The organism is Runella sp. (assembly GCF_027484545.1).
Classification (GTDB): Bacteria; Bacteroidota; Bacteroidia; order Cytophagales; family Spirosomataceae; genus Runella.
Genome location: NZ_JAIXST010000169.1, coordinates 14,107 through 32,742, shown reverse-complemented (window position 1 = coordinate 32,742; position 18,636 = coordinate 14,107). Strand labels below are relative to the sequence as shown.

Genomic DNA, 18,636 nt, shown 5'->3' with positions numbered 1-18,636 from the left:
AATCCGTTGATTTGATGCTGTCCACCTCTTCCTCTTTTGAATTTACCGATTCATCTCGAATTGTAGTAGCTACCGAAAAACCGATTGCTTTTGACTCCCCTGACCATTTAGTACCATGGGGAACAGCCAATGATAACAGCAGAAATTATCGTTTTAATGAAAAAGTATATCAGACTTTTTACTCCTACCCTCGGCCCTGGAAGGTATTGGACATCGGTTGTGCTGGCGGCGGATTCGTCAGAGACTGCTTAAATGATGGCTGTTTTGCTGTGGGTTTAGAGGGAAGTGATTATTCCAAAAAATTTAAAAGGGCTGAATGGGCTACGATTCCCAATAATTTATTTACCTGCGACGTAACCGCCAATTTTGACATATTTGTGGAAACCAAAGAAAAGCAAATTCCTGTTTTATTTGATTTGGTTACTTCTTGGGAATTAATGGAACACATTGAAGAAAGTAAAATTGCAGATGTTGCGGCCAATGTTAAAAAGCATTTGGCACCGCACGGACTCTGGATCATGAGCGTAGCTACGGTCGATGACATTGTAAACGGCGTAAATCTACACCAAACCGTGAAGCCAAAAGAGTGGTGGATTACTAAATTTGAGGAGTTAGGATTCTATCATCAACCTACTTTTATAGACTTTTTTAATACTCAATTTGTAAGAGGCGGGACCAAATACAGTGGCCCGGCCAGCGGCAGTTTTCATTTGGTACTTTCTGCTACTCCCCAAAGTATTCCCAAAACACCTCCCACTGGCGTACGAGACAAACTATTTGATGCGTGGCTGGGAAGCAAAATGCAAAAAACGCTCAAAAGATGGATAATGGGACCTGCCCGTAAATACTCTTAATCGTCTATTGTTGAAGCCTATCCTATCAAAAATCAGCCATCTATGTATTTTAAGGTTCATAGTTTTTGAAGTCCGGATTTGGGCAACTACGATTATTCAGTAAATTTGCCACGTTTTTGAAGAATAATCTTTCTTATAAGATTTCTCATTCGACCTAACTACCTATGTTTCCACAAGCTACTCCGTCAATCCCTGACGTCGTCCAATTAATTCCATTACAAAACTACGTGCTGTTGGCAACGACACTGTTTGTGATAGGCATCGTGGGAGTATTGACCCGTCGCAACGCACTCATTATTTTTATGAGCGTTGAACTGATGCTCAATGCCGTCAATTTGTTGCTTATTGCATTTTCTACCTACAAATCTGATCCCGTCGGTCAGGTTTTTGTGTTTTTTATTATGGCCGTAGCCGCTGCGGAAGTAGCTGTAGGTTTGGCGATCATCGTCATGATCTACCGTAACACCCGTACGATTGACATTGGTTTCTTGAATAAATTGAAATGGTAATTTTCTGATTTGGAAATTGAGCAATTTATGAACTCATCCTTACTTATTCTTATACCGTTACTGCCCCTCCTTGGTTTTATTATCAACGGGATTGGGTTTCGACATCTTCCCAAAAATCTTGCAGGAGTCATTGGCTCAGCAACCGCCTTGGGAGCATTTGCTATTTCTATTCTGGCTTGGAATGGCTTCGATGGCCAACCTCAACTGGTTAAATTATTTGACTGGATTTCGATTGGTCAGTTAAACATTGCCTTTTCTTTTCAGATAGACCAACTATCTCTGTTGATGCTTATGGTAGTGACCGGAGTTGGGTCATTAATTCACATCTATTCAGTCGGTTATATGAGCCACGACGAAGGATTTGGAAAGTTTTTTGCCTTTCTCAACCTCTTTTTGTTCTTCATGTTGCTGCTCGTAATGGGTTCCAACTACGTTATCATGTTTATTGGTTGGGAAGGGGTGGGACTTTGTTCCTATTTACTGATCGGTTTCTGGAACAAGGTTACCAACTACAACAATGCCGCTCGTAAAGCCTTCATTATGAACCGTATCGGCGACTTGGGCTTTTTGTTGGGCATTTTCATGATTATTCAAACCTTCGGTTCTGTCGAATACCTTGATGTATTCAGCAAGGCCGCCAACGGAAGTTTCAGCGTAAACGATAGTGTCATTATTATTATCACCGCTTTGCTTTTTGTAGGTGCCATGGGAAAATCGGCGCAAATACCACTTTATACGTGGCTACCAGATGCGATGGCGGGTCCTACTCCCGTTTCGGCACTTATCCACGCCGCTACGATGGTGACGGCAGGAATTTACATGGTGATTCGTTCCAACGTCCTGTACTCGCTTGCGCCTGCTACTTTGGGAGTTGTGGGAGGAATTGGATTGTTAACTGCCGTGGTTGCCGCTTCGATTGGCTTATACCAAAATGACATTAAAAAAGTATTGGCTTATTCAACCGTGAGTCAATTGGGGTATATGTTTTTGGCCTTAGGCGTTGGCGCTTATACTTCGGCTATGTTCCACGTTATGACACATGCTTTCTTTAAAGCTTTGTTGTTTTTGGGCGCGGGCAGTGTGATTCACGCTATGTCTGACGAGCAGGACATCCGTAACATGGGTGGTTTACGGAAACATCTGCCGGTCACCTTCTGGACATTTTTGATTGCAACACTCGCTATTTCAGGGATCATACCGTTTGCCGGTTTCTTTTCAAAAGATGAAATTTTGGCGCACGTATTTGAGCACAACAAAATCATGTGGGGGATTGGGTTGGTTACCTCCATGATGACTGCTTTTTATATGTTCCGCCTGTTGTTTGTCACGTTCTTCGGCAAATTTCGCGGAACTCACGAGCAAGAACATCATTTACACGAATCGCCCGCTTCAATGACAATTCCGTTGGTGATTTTAGCGGTGTTGTCGGCCGTAGGCGGTTTGATGAATATTCCACATGCCTTGCATGGCGGTGAGTCGTTGGAGCACTTTATGGCCCCTTTGTTTGAATTGTCGAAACAGGTCAATCCCGATTTATTTGAAGGACACATGGAGCATTCAACCGAATACATACTCATGGGAGTGTCGGTAGGAGCAGCTGTGTTGTCTATTTTGTTTGCTTATAATTTATTTATCAGTAGAAATACCGTTCCTGCGGCCGATAAAGACGTCACAGGATTTGCCAAAGTACTCCAAAATAAATACTACGTTGATGAGCTTTACGAAGCGGTTTTTGTGAACCCAATGCGCAAGCTTTCTAACTTGTTATACAGTTTTGGTGAATTCCTAATTGATGTGGTGGTAAATGGAGCAGGTCGTTTGGTACAGATTTCAGCAGGCCGTATGCGCCTGTTGCAATCTGGCGAAACAGGTTTCTACGTCTTTGCCATGGTTATTGGGATAGTAGTGATTTTGGCCTGGAATTTCTTATTGAAATGAAGTTATTGAGTGTTGTTTGTGCGGCACAAACAACGGCTCAAGAAATGAAGTGATTGATTATCAATAATAAAGAGTTGTTTTTTCTTGCTAATCAACAAACAACTCTATTCATAATTTCTGAAATCGACATTCAAATATGCTTACACTTTCACTTATACTCATTCCGTTGTTTGCGGGTGTAGTTTCATTAATTACGAAAAATAACAGTGCCAAGCAGTTGGCTCTCATTGGAGCAGTGGTTGAGTTGGTGATAGCCATCGTAGTTTACACTCAATTTCAACCCACGGCTTCCCATCAGTTCGGTTTCAGCTATCCGTGGATCAAATCAGCAGGCATTGCATTTGCAGGCGGTATTGACGGCATCAGTTTGTTGCTTGTCATGCTTACCGCATTTTTAACCCCTCTTATTATTCTTTCTACTTTCCGCCAACCTTACAAAAACGCCTCTACTTTCTACGCGTTGATTCTATTTATGCAATCAGCCTTGATGGGAGTATTTACAGCAACTGATGCATTTTTGTTCTATTTATTTTTTGAAGCGGCTCTAATTCCGGTCTATTTCTTAGCGGCAGTTTGGGGTGGTGAAAATCGTATTAAAGTTACTTTCAAGTTCTTTGTTTATACCATTTTTGGTAGTTTGTTCATGTTGGTTGCCTTGGTGTACTTATACTACCAAACCACCTCTCCCCAAGGGCATACGTCCGAAATTTCTGCCTTTTATAAATTAGCCTTAGATGCTCAAAAGCAAGGCTGGATTTTCTGGGCTTTCTTTATTGCTTTTGCTATCAAAATGCCGGTCTTTCCTTTTCATACCTGGCAACCCGACACGTATACTGAATCTCCTACGCCTGCTACCATGCTACTTGCCGGTATCATGCTTAAAATGGGTGTTTATGGAGTCATTCGTTTTATTTTACCGATTCTGCCTCTTGGTTTGCAATCTTGGGGAACCACCGCCATAGTACTGTCAGTGATTGGTATTGTATACGGTTCCATTATCGCGATTCAACAGCGCGATATGAAGCGTTTGATTGCTTACTCTTCTTTTGCTCACGTTGGGTTGATGTCGGCCGGGGTGTTTTCACAAACATTAAGCGGGGTACAGGGTGCTTTGATTCAGATGCTTGCCCACGGTATCAATGTGGTAGGGTTATTCTTCATCGTTGAAATTATCTTCTCCCGTACGAAAACTCGCAATATTGAGCAATTAGGCGGTATTACGCAGCGCACTCCAAACCTGACGGTCTACTTCATGATTTTGATGTTAGGTAGTGTCGCTTTACCGTTGACCAATGGTTTTGTTGGTGAGTTTTTACTGTTACGAGGCGTTTATGAATCAAACGTTTGGATGGGAGCTATTGCAGGAACAACGATTATTTTAGGGGCAGTTTATATGCTGCGTCTGTTTCAGAAATCAATGTTTGGCAACAAATCCTCTTTTACCGAGCATTTTGCCGACCTTTCATTTAGTGAACGGGCTGTGTTGCTACCCTTGACAATTATGGTATTTTGGATGGGTCTATATCCTAATTCTTTCTTAAAATTGACCGAACCCGCAGTAAGTAATCTTTTACAAATGATTCATTACTAAGAAATAATTGTGAATGACGGGGCCAGCGGCGTACCGTGCCCGTGCGGTGAATTGTGAATGAGTGATTAATTATATATACATTGATTTTTGATACAACTAAATGCACTGTTAACTGATTTAAAAATTTTTCCTGAAGGTGAAAAGTAAATAAGTTTAATGAACAGTGTACTAAATATTTAAATTGAAACATTAAGAAAATGCTTCCAATCGTACTCCTCTCCATACTCGGCCTTGTGGTTTTATTTCTGGGCTTTCAGAAATCGAAAAATCTCCTGTTGCCGGCTACCCTTTTAGTATTAGTAGTGGTATTAGTAGCTAATTTTCTCAATTGGAATGATGCCCCCTCCTTGTATTTCAAGAGCATGCTGTTTGAAAACAAGCTGACTATGTCGTTTTCGGGGATTGTATTACTGTCGGCACTTCTAATTGTGGCTTTGACGCGCGGTTTTATAGATGACGAATCTGCTCAACCTGCAGAATACTACGCCATTATGTTATTTTCGGTAGTGGGAGCAATCATGATGATTGGATTTGAAAACTTAATCATGTTGTTTTTAGGCGTCGAGATTCTATCAGTTTCTATGTACGTCCTTACGGGTAGTGACAAGAAAAACCTGCGCTCTAACGAAGCAGCTTTGAAGTATTTTTTAATGGGTGCTTTTGCTACTGGGATTATGCTTTTCGGAATGGCATTACTCTACGGCGCAACTGGTTCTTTTAACGTAACGGCTCTAAAAGCCTACGTTCTAACCAATCCGACTCCGTCAGTAATGCTGTATGCAGGACTTCTGATGCTTCTGATTGGTATGTTGTTTAAAGTATCAGCAGCGCCTTTCCATTTTTGGACTCCGGATGTGTACGACGGTGCCCCTACGATTTTTACGGCATTTATGTCTACCATCGTAAAAACAGCTGGCTTTGCTGCTATTTATCGATTGCTATCGGGTTCATTCTCGGGTATTTATAGCTTCTGGTGGGTTACGATGGCCGCTATTACGGTATTGACTCTGTTGGCAGGTAATGTGACCGCAGTCTATCAGCAAAGTTTCAAACGCATGATGGCGTATTCGAGCATTTCGCACGCTGGTTATTTACTTTTGAGTTTAACTGCCCTCACTTCACAATCACAAAGTGCGATTGTTTTTTACTCCTTGGCTTATTCATTGGCTACCATCAGTGCGTTTGGAGTATTGATGGTTTTGGCCAAAGAAACAGGTGTTCGCTCGCACGAGACGGCCGAAAGTTTTGAAGCATTCAATGGCTTGGGCAAGAAAAACCCTTTATTGGCCTTTGTACTTACTGTTTCGATGTTGTCTTTAGCAGGGATTCCTTTGACAGCCGGCTTTTGGGGTAAGTTTTTTGTTTTCTCCAGCGTCGTTGAGCGCGGTATAACCTGGCTATTGATAGTAGCCGTCTTTATGTCGGCAATTGGGGTTTATTACTACTTCCGTGCCATTATCGCCGCCTATATGCGTGAAGGTGAACTTGGAGCAATCAAAGTTCCTACGTTTTACCGCTTGGTCTTAATTGCCACCACAATTATCACTTTATTCTTAGGCTTATTCCCCGATTTGCTGCGGGGCTTAGTGTAGAGAAAAAAGAGCCGATTTTTATAACGAGCCTCGTCGAATCAATCCAAAAGGGTTTTTAATTTGGGCTACGGTTCCATCTAAAATCAGCGTAGCCGCTGAGCTCCCCATTTGTTCGTGGTCGGTAGAAATCACTGTAATGCCATCAGCAAGTACTTCTTTAAGCGGAGTGTCATTGAAAGCCATGACACCTACGTCTTTACCTAATTCCAATCCCTGCAGTTTTGCCTTTTTAACCAATTCTGCCAAATCTGAATCTTCCAAAACGGCATAGGCACGCCCTCTCAAGTCAGTTTCTGAGGAAGCACTTTCGATGGTTCTTCCTTTTTTATGGAAGTGTGCGCAAAAATTCCTAAAACCACGCACAATTTCGGGTGGATATTTGACATCACGCGGAAATACCAAAACTAACTCTTGGTATTTATCCAACAAATCATGACCGGATTCCAATGCCCCGTACAAATCATTAGTAAAATCCTGATAAACACTCGAATGAGCTCCAGGAAGTTCCGGGATTTCTTTGTCTAACAATACCAATTCATTCGGGGGGATTTGCTGTAAGGTAGTCGTAATGGAAGTAACCATTACATCATTATAAAAGTGAGGCATAATGACGTAGTAATGAAAATGCCCTAAACTCTCTTTTATAATATCCCTAAAAATGCGAAGACTGCCGTGGTGAATCTGTAGTGTAACGGTGGCGCGGTCGCCAAGGGTAGCTACAAATGATTCATAAATCGCTTTCTTGTAAGCACTTAATTTATTCATCACCAGCAAAACCCGAATCTGCGTAGGTTTTTCATTTAGAATATAGAAGCCCTTACCCCGTACTGAATCAATAATCCCCAGAGCTTTAAGCTCTTTGTAGGCTTTTTCAACGGTATCACGGGCTAAATAATAATCTTCACTCAGCTCATTAATAGACGGAAGTTGATCGTGTTGCTTCAACATTCCCCGTTCTATTGAGCCAATGACCGACTTTACAATCTGCTTGTATTTAGGCGTTTTAGCGTCGTGGTCTATATTTAGGAAAAAACTCATACAGCTTACTTTCCTCAAATTTACTTGTTTTGCACCTTCTTATTCTTCTTTTGCTGTTGTTTTTTCTTTATTTCTTTCAGCGGGTTTTTATGCAATTCTACCTTTTGCCCTAATAATTCACGAATTACTACGGAAGCGCAAACACTTCCAAAGGTAGCCGGGAGGTAAGAAACAGTCCCGTAAGCGGAGCGTTTAAAATTATTACCATCCGTTAACATCAATGAATCTTTCTGTACTTTTTCGGTCGAAAAAACAGCCTTTATCCCCGAAGCAACGCCGTATTTTTTTAGTCGCTTGCGTACGTAATGTGCCAGCAGACACTCGTAAGTATCAAACAAATCAGCTACTCGCAACTGGGTTGGATCGTATTTTCCACCGGCACCCATGGAGCTTATCAGTGGAAATTTATATTCCAATGAGGTCACCAGCAAAGTCAGTTTGGGAGTGATACTGTCGATGCAATCCATGACATAATCGTATTTGGCAGCACCGAGAATAGCACGAACTTTTTCCGGAGTTAAGAACTCTTTGATTACCTGCAATTTCAACTCAGGGTTAATAGCCAAAAGGCGCTCAGCCATCAAATTAGCTTTGGATTGGCCATGGGTAGTGGCAAGGGCAGGTAATTGACGATTGCGATTACTGGGGTCTACGACATCTCCATCTACGATGGTCATGGTACCCACACCGGAACGAGCAATAAATTCGGCAGCAAAAGAGCCAACTCCACCCAAACCTACCACCAGCACATGGGCATTTTGAAGTTTATCTAACCCTTCGTCACCTATCATTAGGCGCGTCCGGGAAAGCCAGGACAAATCAGACATTTTTAATAAGGGTAAAGTTTACAATGGGTTCAGTATAAGGGCAGACCGATTCTATCTTCAGCTACTGTTGAATTTTACTCGTTACCGCTTAAATACGGTCGCAAAGTTAGTCCAAATTTGGTTTTTTAAGGCACAAACCGTCATTTCTAAATGAAGTGCCGCCGCTTCGTACACCTTTACAATCGACATATCTTTATCATCAGTCTCTAAAAACAATCGTGTAACGGGAATCATTTTTAACACTTTCACCGCATTTGAATTTGATTGGAGCAACGCCGTACCCAACGAAAAATAAAAACCGTGAGCTACTAACTGTCGGGCCATTTCGGGTTTATTGTTAAAGCCGTGGACAATGAGTGGAACGGTCTGTTTTTTTTGCTTTTTCCACTGTAAAAGTTCGCTAAAAGCCCGTACGCAATGAATAATGACCGGTTTCTGAAAGCGCTCCGCTACTGCTACCTGTGCTTCAAAAATCATCAATTGCTTGTCCAAGGGAAGCTCAATCAGGCGGTCAAGGCCACATTCTCCAATGGCCAATACACATTCATTGACAGCCGTTTTTTCAACAATCTGCAATTGTTCCTTCCAATTTTCTGCATCAGTATACCACGGATGAATACCTACCGAAATCCAGTTATTTTGTAAATTCTCAAACTCGTCGGCATCCTGAATCAGGAGGTTATAGATACTTTTCTCCTTGGGATTCTGCGAAATCGTATGTGTATGAAAATTGAAAAATTGTGCCAACTTTGCCAAACTTTTAGAACGGGGACACATAGTCTTTGCCAAAGTTATCAAACTTAACCTAAAATGAGTAACATCACATTTCAGTGCCTTCCTTTTGACAGTCTTTCGCTTCGCCAACTTTACGCCGTACTGGCTTTGAGAATTGATGTTTTTATAGTAGAGCAAAATTGTCCTTTCCACGATGCTGATGGCAAAGACTTTATTGCATGGCATTGTTTAGGGTACGACGAAGACGGAGATTTGGTTGCTTATACCCGCCTTTTTGACGTAAACTTGTCATTTGAAGGTTACACTTCCATTGGGCGAGTAGCTACTTCAAACAAAGTACGCGGACAGGGGGTAGGTCAAAAACTAATGGCCTATTCGATTAAACAATGTGAAAAACTCTATAGCCAGCAACCCATTAAAATCGGTGCCCAAATGTATCTTTTGAAGTTTTATGAATCCTTTGGTTTTCAATCAACACGTGAAGAATACCTCGAAGATGGCATTCCTCACGTGATTATGATACGGGAAGTTTAATTCAAATTATCAGTTTCTATATTTTCAAACTTTGCAACGTGCCCAAAAGCATAATTCATTTTGTTGCGGTCAAACTCTTTTTCATGATTGGCCAACCAAACCGTCGCCACGGCATTTCCAATAAAATTAGTGATGGCACGCGCTTCCGACATAAAGCGGTCAACGCCTAACAGCAGAGCCAACCCTTCCACAGGGATGACTTTGAGTGCTGTCAAGGTAGAAGCCAGTACAATAAATCCGCTGCCTGTCACACCCGCCGCTCCCTTGGAAGTTACCATCAAAATGCCGATAATGGTCAACATTTGGCTGATGTCTAGATGCACATTAAATACCTGCGCCAAAAAAATCACTGCCATAGAAAGGTAAATGGTAGTACCGTCCAAATTAAACGAATAACCCGCAGGAACAACCAACCCCACTACCGATTTGGAGCAACCCATTTTCTCCAGTTTTTCCATTAAAGAAGGCAAAGCGGCTTCCGACGAGGACGTTCCTAATACAATCAACAACTCTTCACGGATGTATTTCAGGAATTTAAACAAATCCACTTTGACCGTACGCAAAATATACCAAAGCACTACACATACAAAAATACCCATAGTGACATATACTGTTGCCATCAACTTGGCGAGCGGTACTAAAGTTTTAATTCCGTACTTTCCAATGGTAAAAGCCATTCCTCCAAAAGCCCCAATAGGTGCCAGCAACATGACGCGGTGCAGGGATTTGAAGATCGCTTTTGAAATCGGACTGAGAAAATCAATTACCTTTTGGCGACCTGAATAATTGCTCAAAACTACCCCTAATACAATCGCTACCACTAACACTTGTAGGGTAGAATTGTCCATAAAAAACTTCCACCAGCTAAAGGTTTCGGCTGTTTTAGTGTACTTGGAAATATCACCGCCTTTGATGTTATCGGTGGTTACGCCATCGCCTGGGCGGATAATATTGGCCACAATAATGCCGACAATCAAAGCAACAGTAGTAACTACTTCAAAATACAAAAGTGCTTTTGCTCCTACTTTTCCCACTTTTTTCAAATCCCCCATCGAAATAATGCCGAGAGTAATGGTCAAGAAAATAATGGGATTGATAAAGAGTTTAACGACGCTGATAAAGGTTTTACCGAGCATTTCGCTGAAAGTGGCGCCAATTTCCAATTCTTGACCTAAAAATCGCCCTTTGATGGGTTCTTCTAAGATTTTCATCAAAGCCAAATCGGGACGAAAATGACCTAATAAAACGCCTAACGTAATGGCCGTTAATACCCAGAAGGTGAGGTTAGTAAAGAGTTTTTTCATTTAGAACAGGTGAATAATAAAGTTTAGAAAAGCCACAACAACAAGCGATAACGGAATGCCAATTCCGACCATTTGCGCGGCCAAGGTTGGGTTTAAGCGATAATTGGACGCAATAATTGCAATGGTGTTCATGGGTCCTAACGCAGCCCCTAACACGCACATTTCGGCTACTACTCCTCTTTGTTTCAAAACTAACATGAAAAGTACAAATACCAAAGCGGGGGCAAGAATCAGTCTATAACCCAATCCCCAACCGAGGGCCCGCCAATTAATATTTTTGTCTCGAAAATCTATCTGCATCCCAATCGAAATCAACGCTAAGAAGCTAAAAGGAGCGGCCAGTTTTCTCAATAAATCGGTTGCCATTATCGGCAAAATCCAACCCGACAAATTGATAACCAAAGCCACACAAAAGGCAATAAACGTAGGAAATCGAAGAACATCAAGCAAAAACGCCCATTTTTTGGTCTGCGCATTGGCATAATATGACGCCGTAATAATCCCCAGCGTACTGCATACCAAAAATGATCCTGCCTGACTCATCAAAACACCAATTTGCATTCCTTCTTCACCGTACAATAACTCAAATATGGGAAAACCCACAAACGATACACTTGGAATCCCCGATGTCAGAATTAATACAGCTTCACTATGAGGATGAAATTTGACAAATCTCTTCAAGAATTGAAAAAACAGAAATGCCCCCCCGAACGAAATCCACGGCATTAATATTGGTAACGCATAGGCTTTACTAAACTGCGTTGACGAAGTATAAAGCAACGTAGCCGCAGGCAAACAAACGTACAAAAGGAGGTTGTTAATGACTAAATGTGCGTCTTTGCTCAATGCAGGAACCTTTTTGAGAACTATTCCAAGGGTAAGGCAAAAGAGCAAAAAAACGATGTTGATCATAGATGATTTGGCTTTCGGGAAGTTGATACAAGTAGTATCAACTTCCCGAAAGTTAAGGGTAAGTTTTAAAAATTCACCGTTGCGTTCAGATAATAGAACGCCCCATTAAATCCAAACTGATTCACGTTTCGTGAATACGGTATTTGCCCGTTGGTATAACCTGCAAAGTTGAGCGCGACTCGATCAGGATACACATTGGTGAAGTTGTTGCTACCCAAGCTAAAGTTCAATTTAGGTGAAGGAGCAAAGGTAATTGCTATATCGTGCAGGGTTTTTGCGCCAAAAGTCAGGGTGATGTGCGGTTTCCCCGTTGGTTTTTCCCAAGCCGTTACTGCTCCGAAATACGAGGTACGCCAATTGAAATTAAACTTACCCATTTGATAACTAATATTCAAATGCGCTTTTTGACGTGGCTGGGCCGTTTCTATCAAACTAATACTAACCGTATCAATTACCAAAATCTTATTGGCTGTTCCCGCTTGCAATAAATCTGGTGTTGCGCGTTGACCCGTGATTTTGGTTTGATTTACCGTTAACGCCAAGCTTACGTTGAGGCGATTGTTACGGTTAAAACTATGCTTAAATGTACTTACAAAGTCTATACCTTTGGTGGTCGTATTGACATGGTTGGTAAAAAATCGAACCTCGCTTATACCAGGAAATAATGGCTTCAATGCCTCAATTTGGCTCACAATCATGCGTTCGGCCAAAATAATACGATCTTTGATGTCAATTTGATAGGCATCCAAAGTAAACAAAAACTGGTCGCCAGCTTTGGCCGTTACGCCCAAATTGTAGTTCCAAGAAGTCTCAGCGGTTGGTTTTTCAATGCCGATTTTTTCCAAACGCGGGTCGTTGTTAGGTAATTGCTTGGTCTGGATAATCGCCCCTGCTTGTACCGTTGAAGTCGTGACACTATTAAAAGTTTGCGCCAAAGAAGGCGCCCGAAAGCCTTTATTGATAGAACCACGAAGTGAAAAGCTCTCGGTCAGTTTTAAACGAGCAGCCAATTTTCCCGAAACATTTCCTCCGAAATCACTGTAATTTTCGTAGCGAAGCGCCGCTGCAACCAAAAAACGGTCGGTAATGTCGCTTTCTACGTCGGCATAAATGCCCAAGTTTGTGCGCTTGGCATTGGTTTCGTCTTCGGGTGCAATCCCAGAGCGACCGCTTGAGCCGGGGGCTTTGCTTTTTGTTGTTGCCAGCGGCCCTACTTGGTAGGATTCGGGGCTGCCTTTTTCCAAAATGAATTGATCCATTCGGAATTGTACTCCCAAAGCCACGTTCAACGACTTCGTACCTGCTACTCCCCTAAAATTGCGGTTAATATTGGCTTCGGTGGTACTTTGCCCAAATGCGCTACGCCCTACGTAAAAGTCAGTGGGTGAAGCCGTTCCCATCGAAGGATTGGTGGTGTTTTTAGCCCACAAATCAAGATTGTTGTAACCATAGCCTGTGCTAAAATCTAAGTTCCAACCATCGTTGAGTTTGCGACTCAATCCTACTACGGTCGAGATGTCGCGGGTTTTTCCGGGCAATTGAGGTGTGTATCCATCAGAGAAAATTTCGGGTGTTGAGTTGGCGTTAGTAGCTGTGGCTACGCGAAAAAAGCCCAGTGCTTTGACGTCTTTCAACGATACGCCACCGAAACTGTACAGGTTCCAACCCTTCGCCAAAGGATAGCCCAAGTTGTAAAAGCCCTGATAAGCCGAAGTTTGGTTGCTTCCGTACTGCCCTACTTTGAAGGCTCCATACGCAGGCCACACTTTTCGGGCTTCACGGGTGGCCTCGTCGGTGGCTTGGGTATTGGAATAAATACCTGTGTAAGTACCGCCAGTTACGGGACGAGGATTATAAAAATCGGAGCGGTCGGTGGCATCGGCGTGCTGGTACTGCAACGACAAATTGAGGTAGCTTTTTTCTTTTCCCAACTTAAACCCGTAATTGAAAGCTCCTAAATACGTAGCACCGTCACCCATTTTAGTTACGCCATACTGGGTTTTGAAAGTGCCTTTGCCTACGCTTTTGTTTAAAGCCAAATTGACGATTCCTGCGATCGCATCTGAGCCATACTGAGCGGCAGCCCCGTCGCGCAAGACCTCAATACGCTCCATGGCAAGCGACGGAATCGAATTCATGTCAGTGACAACTGTTCCTAAACCTACTGTCACGTTCAGGTTCAAACCCGAAAATTGGTGGCGACGTTTGCCATCTACCAACACCAACATTTGGTCGGGCGATAGCCCACGTAGAGTAGCTGGATCGGCATAATTGGCTACGCCATTGATACCCGTTTTGGCCGAATTGAACGAGGGTGAATTAAATTGTACCATTTGTGCCAATTCTACTTGGCCAGTACCTTGGAGTTCTTTGGCACTGATAACATCCACAGGAACAGGTCGTTCTACGTCGGTGCGAGGTACGCCACGCGAGCCTATTACCACTACTTCATTCAAAGCCGAAGCGCTTTCGCTAAGTGTGATATTAAGCGCTTGACTTAGGTTTTCGATGCGTACTTCTTTGGCTTGGTAGCCCACAAACGAAAAAACGAGGATTTCGCCTGTATCGGCATTGAGTTTAAAATTGCCTTCGGGGTCAGAAATTGTCCCACGGGTTGTGCCTTTTACCTGTACACTTACGCCAGGCATTGAGGCTCCGCTTTTATCTTTTACTTTGCCTTCGACGGGCGCGACTACCACCGTCGGCTCGGGCTTTGGGGAAGCATCAGGCGTGTCGGTAGTGGTACTCAGCACAATTTGATTTTTGAAAGTTTTGTAACTGATTTTCAATGGATTAAAAAACCGATTGAGTACTTCTGATAACCTTTCATTTTGGGCTACAAGCGTTACTTTTCGGTCAGCTTGAATGAGTTTGGGGCTGTAAATAAACTTCACCTCGGCCGTTTTTTCGAGTTGCGCTAAAACTTCGTGTATTACTTTATCTTGTAATTTGAGCGAGACATTCCGTTCCAAAAAATCCTGCCCGTGGGTTTTGTGCGCCAGCGAATTTCCCACCATTAAAAATACCAAGATGAGCTGCGTAAAAGATACTTTCATGATTTTTGTCAAAACGTGTTTGACATTTGTAGAATTTTGCATAGGTTTAACTAAAGGTTTTGTTTAGACAATAGACAAATCACTGCCCGAACTGCAACTTGACCGGAAGGTTCGGGTATTTTTACGAATCGGTTGTGTGGCCGCACAACCGATTTTTTATTTAAACTGTAAACGGAACTTACTGACAACCTTTACCATTGAGAACAATTCGCGTACCCTGCACTTGGTACGATGCCCCCAACGATTGGCAAATTGCTTCTAATTTTTCGTACATTTCCATTCCTTGCAAATTGCCTGTTAGCGTACAGTTTTTGAGTAATTCATTCTCAAAAAACAATTCAATGCCGTAAGCTTTTTCCAAGGTTTCAACGACTTTAATCAAGGAGGTATTTTGAAAATCAAACTCAAATGAAGTAACATCTGCGGCTTTAATAATTTCAGGTTTTTCCACCAATCCCGCCACAAAATGCTGTTGTTCGGCAAAATAAGTCACCTTCAAATTGGGCGTTAGTACCACTCCATTATCTTTTTCTTTACCTCCTATTTTTTTCTCAAATACGGCAACTTTGCCCGTTTTCACACCAACTCCTATTTGCTTATCTTCGGTTGCCCGTATCCAAAAACTTGTCCCTAAAACTTTGGTAACGACATTGCCGACGTTGACCAAGAATGGTTTTTGGGGATTGTGAGTTATCTCAAAAAAAGCATCTCCTTCCAGCTTAATCTCACGTACATCATCGTTAAAAGTCTTGGGCGAAATCAGACGCGCCTTGGGTTGGAGTTGAACTTTACTGCCGTCTGACAGCAGTACTGTTTTTGCACTTTGGGTTTGATTCTCCCACTCCACTCGTCCGTTGTATTCTTTGCCCGTTAATTGAGTAACCTTTTGTAATTGAGTCTGTTGATACACCCAGAAAGCTACACTTACCGCTACCACCACACAGGCGGCTGTCACTGCACGAAAAATAGATTTTTGAAAAAAGGAATCACCGTAGGCTCCGTGATATTGGCTTCTTTCCGAACCTTTAGCCACATTTTGGCTTTTACGACTTTCCAATCAGCCTCACTTTGAGGCGGTTGCATTTCATTACCCATTAGGTCGTACCATTGCTCCACCAACCGTTTTTCGGCAGGGGTACATTCTCCTGCAAGGTACTTCTCCAATAAATGCTCAAAAGACTGCTTACTCATTCTTGTAAGTTGTTTTCAAACCTAAGGTCGTGAAAAAGGGACGTACCCCTAAAAGAATTTTAAAAAATCTTGGAAAATTTACAAATACCCTAAAAGTAGCAATACTAAAAAGTCACGAAGATGGGTACGAAGGTGGCGCAGGGCTTGGGTAATGTGGTATTCAACCGACTTTTCGGTGAGGTCGAGTTGTTGGGCTATTTCGCGGTGTGAGAGGTATTCGTAGCGACTCATCCGAAATACATGTTGAGTCTTTTCTGGCAATGTTTGCAGAGATTTTTCGAGGGCTTTTTGAAGGTCTTCAACCGTTATGGGAAGTTCAGCTTCCTGCGTGAATGCTTGATTTTGCTCTTATGGTTCAACAAATTTTCGCTGTGAAATGACGTTTCGGAGGTGATTGATGACTTGATAACGAACTGCCGACAGTAAGTAATTTTCGACGTTGCCAATCAATAAACTCTCGCATTTTTCCCACAAACTCACAAACACCTCTTGCACAATTTCCTCGGCTGTTTCGGTTGAGGTTGTTTTCTGATACGCCAGTTTGTACAGCTTTTTCGCAAAACGCTCATACAACGCACGAAATGCCAATGCAGCCTTATCGCTACGAAGTTCGAGCAGTAATTGTTCGTCAGAAAGCGAGTGCATGGGTCAACTGTAAAAATTCGACGGAAAAGTACGATTTTTCGGAGAATCTACCGAAACAAAAACTTATACCCCGACACAATTGCGTGTAAATGAGCGGTATCGGTAATGGGTGGAAATGCAAAACGCGGTTGGGTGAGAGCTGAGTAAGCGAGTGAAGGAGCTTGAATATTCATCAACGCCATTTTATAACCCGCCTCCTGCGCGGCGCTTACCGTTGCATTATCAATCTCGGCCATACTTCCGTAAGGATACACTAAAATATCAACAGACAATGACAGCTGACTTTCAAGGCATTTTTTTGATTCCAAAAGCTCGTATTGTTTATCCTCCTCTGACAAAAACTTCAAAACGCGATGCGTCATGGTATGCGAGGCAATGCGGTGGCCTTGCTTTGTTAAATCCTGAATTTGTGCCCAATTCATAAACTGATAGCGAAGCGGGTCGTGGGAAATTTGGGAATAAGGCCATTTATTTTTCTCACAGATTTCGCGAACAAGTCCGTAAATATCAGCCACTTGATTTTCGTAAACATACTTTTTAAGCTGCCTTGTCAGCGAATTAAGATTTCCTAAGTCTGCCGTTACTTTAAAAGATCTTTGGTATTGATTGATGGGAAGAAGCACATCTTGTCCCTGTGCCTGTTGTAGTAACAAAAACAGATGGTCGCGCCAAATATGCGGAATCTCTCCGTCAATTAGGGCCGGGCAAATGGCAAAAAGTGCAGAGAAATCATGTTGTGCCAAAATCGGAGCCAGGATTTCATAATTATTCAGCATTCCATCGTCCACGGTCAAAAAGATTCCCTGCGCTTTTGGGTTTTCCAATTCCTGAATGGGCAACACACGGAAATGTTTTTTCAGGAATGTCAATTGCTTATCAAACACCGCCGCAGCTACGTCCACATTGTAGGTATCGTACGACAACAACTCACTCACAGGGAGTACGTTATGATACGAGACAATACCCCGTTTTCGCCCTGCCAAAGCATTGTACAATTGACTTAAACCCGTATAATAAGAAGCCGTCAACCAACTGTCGCGAACAAAATGTTTGATGGACATGCCGTTATTTGCTTTTCTGCTTATCAAAATACTGCTTCATAAACAGCAATTGGTAACTCACGGCACTGTTCCAATACACCCAATTATGTCCACCAGGACGGGAAATATAATCGTGCGGAATATTGCGTTCTGACAGTTTATCGTGCAGATTGTTATTGACCCGATAGAAAAAGTCTTCACTGCCACAATCAATAATTAACGCTAACGAATTGGGTGTCAACAAGTGCAGAATATTGATGACCGTGTTCTTTTCCCAATTTTCGGGAGCTTCTGAATACTTACCCAAGCGTTTGGCCATTTCCCAGTTATTGGGAAATGGACGAATATCCACACCGCCACTCATACTTCCAGCCGTTCCGAATACATCCTGGTGTTTGAGTGCCAAATACAACGCTCCGTGTCCACCCATGCTCAGTCCAGTAATTCCTCTTCCTGCGCGGCTTTTGATGGTTTTGTATTTACTGTCAACCCATGCCACCAATTCATTGGAAACGTAGGTTTCATAGCGCATCGTCGGGTCAACGGGACTATCCCAGTACCAACTCGAAAAACCGCCGTCGGGACACACGATAATGGTTTGATACGTATCGGCCGCTTCCCGCATGAAAGGCGCTTTTTTAACCCATCCGTTGTAACTGTCGCTGTAACCATGCAACAAATAAACGACCGGAAACTCCTTGTTTCCATCGTAAGAATCGGGCGTAATGACTACGGCCTTGATGCTTTTTTTCATGGAAGCACTGTAGGTTTCCACGGTATCAATTTTTACCGCCCAAGCGGCTTGGCTTAACAAACAGGTCAAGCATACAATCAGTAATTTTCTGTAAAGGCTCATAGAGGGTTTAGAAG

Annotated in this window: 17 protein-coding genes and 1 pseudogene; 6 read left to right on the top strand and 12 right to left on the bottom strand. The window is 42.6% G+C overall.

All coding sequences use genetic code 11. The features are described from left to right. Window positions 1-14 precede the first annotated feature (14 nt). From Q0081_RS15990 to Q0081_RS15970, 5 genes are all read left to right on the top strand, one after another. Window positions 15-854 (top strand): bifunctional 2-polyprenyl-6-hydroxyphenol methylase/3-demethylubiquinol 3-O-methyltransferase UbiG, encoded by an 840-nt coding sequence (locus tag Q0081_RS15990; RefSeq protein WP_298355241.1) that lies wholly within the window; start codon window positions 15-17, stop codon window positions 852-854. A gap of 164 nt (window positions 855-1,018) precedes the next feature. After that, window positions 1,019-1,363 carry an NADH-quinone oxidoreductase subunit NuoK gene (nuoK, locus tag Q0081_RS15985; RefSeq protein WP_298355239.1) on the top strand — a complete coding sequence of 115 codons (345 nt, stop codon included), beginning with the start codon at window positions 1,019-1,021 and terminating at the stop codon, window positions 1,361-1,363. Window positions 1,364-1,390: 27 nt separating this feature from the next. Beyond that, the gene (nuoL, locus tag Q0081_RS15980; protein WP_298355237.1) at window positions 1,391-3,301 is read left to right on the top strand and encodes an NADH-quinone oxidoreductase subunit L; all 1,911 of its coding nucleotides are present in this window, start codon (window positions 1,391-1,393) and stop codon (window positions 3,299-3,301) included. Between the two features lie 136 nt (window positions 3,302-3,437). Continuing rightward, the gene (locus Q0081_RS15975) at window positions 3,438-4,892 is read left to right on the top strand and encodes a NuoM family protein (RefSeq protein WP_298355235.1); all 1,455 of its coding nucleotides are present in this window, start codon (window positions 3,438-3,440) and stop codon (window positions 4,890-4,892) included. Between the two features lie 197 nt (window positions 4,893-5,089). Further along, window positions 5,090-6,484 carry an NADH-quinone oxidoreductase subunit N gene (locus Q0081_RS15970; protein WP_298355233.1) on the top strand — a complete coding sequence of 465 codons (1,395 nt, stop codon included), beginning with the start codon at window positions 5,090-5,092 and terminating at the stop codon, window positions 6,482-6,484. Between the two features lie 18 nt (window positions 6,485-6,502). On the opposite strand, the gene Q0081_RS15965 is transcribed toward Q0081_RS15970, so the two are convergent. The 3 genes from Q0081_RS15965 to Q0081_RS15955 all read right to left on the bottom strand — a co-directional run bounded on the left by Q0081_RS15965 (window position 6,503) and on the right by Q0081_RS15955 (window position 9,096). Then, a complete protein-coding gene (locus Q0081_RS15965) occupies window positions 6,503-7,522 on the bottom strand; it encodes a GntR family transcriptional regulator (RefSeq protein WP_298355231.1) in 1,020 nt (339 codons plus the stop codon). Window positions 7,523-7,542: 20 nt separating this feature from the next. Further along, window positions 7,543-8,349 carry a tRNA threonylcarbamoyladenosine dehydratase gene (locus Q0081_RS15960; RefSeq protein WP_298355229.1) on the bottom strand — a complete coding sequence of 269 codons (807 nt, stop codon included), beginning with the start codon at window positions 8,347-8,349 and terminating at the stop codon, window positions 7,543-7,545. Between the two features lie 81 nt (window positions 8,350-8,430). Further along, window positions 8,431-9,096, bottom strand: coding sequence for a TatD family hydrolase (locus tag Q0081_RS15955; protein WP_298355227.1), 666 nt, complete (start codon window positions 9,094-9,096; stop codon window positions 8,431-8,433). Between the two features lie 63 nt (window positions 9,097-9,159). On the opposite strand from Q0081_RS15955, the gene Q0081_RS15950 reads away from it, so the two are divergent. Further along, complete coding sequence (locus tag Q0081_RS15950; protein WP_298355225.1) at window positions 9,160-9,618, top strand: GNAT family N-acetyltransferase; 459 nt, start codon at window positions 9,160-9,162, stop codon at window positions 9,616-9,618. On the opposite strand, the gene Q0081_RS15945 is transcribed toward Q0081_RS15950, so the two are convergent. The 9 genes and pseudogenes from Q0081_RS15945 to Q0081_RS15905 form a co-directional block, all read right to left on the bottom strand. Beyond that, window positions 9,615-10,922: a cation:dicarboxylate symporter family transporter gene (locus Q0081_RS15945; protein WP_298355223.1), complete on the bottom strand. Its 1,308-nt coding sequence runs from the start codon at window positions 10,920-10,922 to the stop codon at window positions 9,615-9,617. The genes Q0081_RS15950 and Q0081_RS15945 overlap by 4 nt on opposite strands. Continuing rightward, entirely contained in the window at window positions 10,923-11,834 is a 912-nt protein-coding gene (locus tag Q0081_RS15940) for an AEC family transporter (RefSeq protein ID WP_298355221.1), read from the bottom strand. 65 nt (window positions 11,835-11,899) lie between these two features. Next, entirely contained in the window at window positions 11,900-14,932 is a 3,033-nt protein-coding gene (locus Q0081_RS15935) for a TonB-dependent receptor (RefSeq protein WP_298355219.1), read from the bottom strand. Between the two features lie 136 nt (window positions 14,933-15,068). After that, window positions 15,069-15,845: a FecR family protein gene (locus tag Q0081_RS15930; RefSeq protein ID WP_298355218.1), complete on the bottom strand. Its 777-nt coding sequence runs from the start codon at window positions 15,843-15,845 to the stop codon at window positions 15,069-15,071. Beyond that, window positions 15,842-16,081 carry a hypothetical protein gene (locus tag Q0081_RS15925; protein WP_298355216.1) on the bottom strand — a complete coding sequence of 80 codons (240 nt, stop codon included), beginning with the start codon at window positions 16,079-16,081 and terminating at the stop codon, window positions 15,842-15,844. Before Q0081_RS15925 ends, Q0081_RS15930 begins: the two co-directional genes overlap by 4 nt. Before the next feature lie 78 nt (window positions 16,082-16,159). After that, window positions 16,160-16,399 (bottom strand): annotated as a pseudogene (locus Q0081_RS15920) (sigma-70 family RNA polymerase sigma factor); the annotation flags it as partial. Between the two features lie 30 nt (window positions 16,400-16,429). Further along, a complete protein-coding gene (locus Q0081_RS15915) occupies window positions 16,430-16,726 on the bottom strand; it encodes an RNA polymerase sigma factor (protein ID WP_298355213.1) in 297 nt (98 codons plus the stop codon). Window positions 16,727-16,773: 47 nt separating this feature from the next. Next, on the bottom strand, window positions 16,774-17,787 hold the full coding sequence (locus tag Q0081_RS15910) for a polysaccharide deacetylase family protein (protein ID WP_298355211.1): 1,014 nt from the start codon (window positions 17,785-17,787) through the stop codon (window positions 16,774-16,776). 4 nt (window positions 17,788-17,791) lie between these two features. Then, window positions 17,792-18,622, bottom strand: a complete 831-nt coding sequence (locus tag Q0081_RS15905; protein WP_298355209.1) for an alpha/beta hydrolase family protein — start codon at window positions 18,620-18,622, stop codon at window positions 17,792-17,794. Window positions 18,623-18,636: the final 14 nt, after the last annotated feature.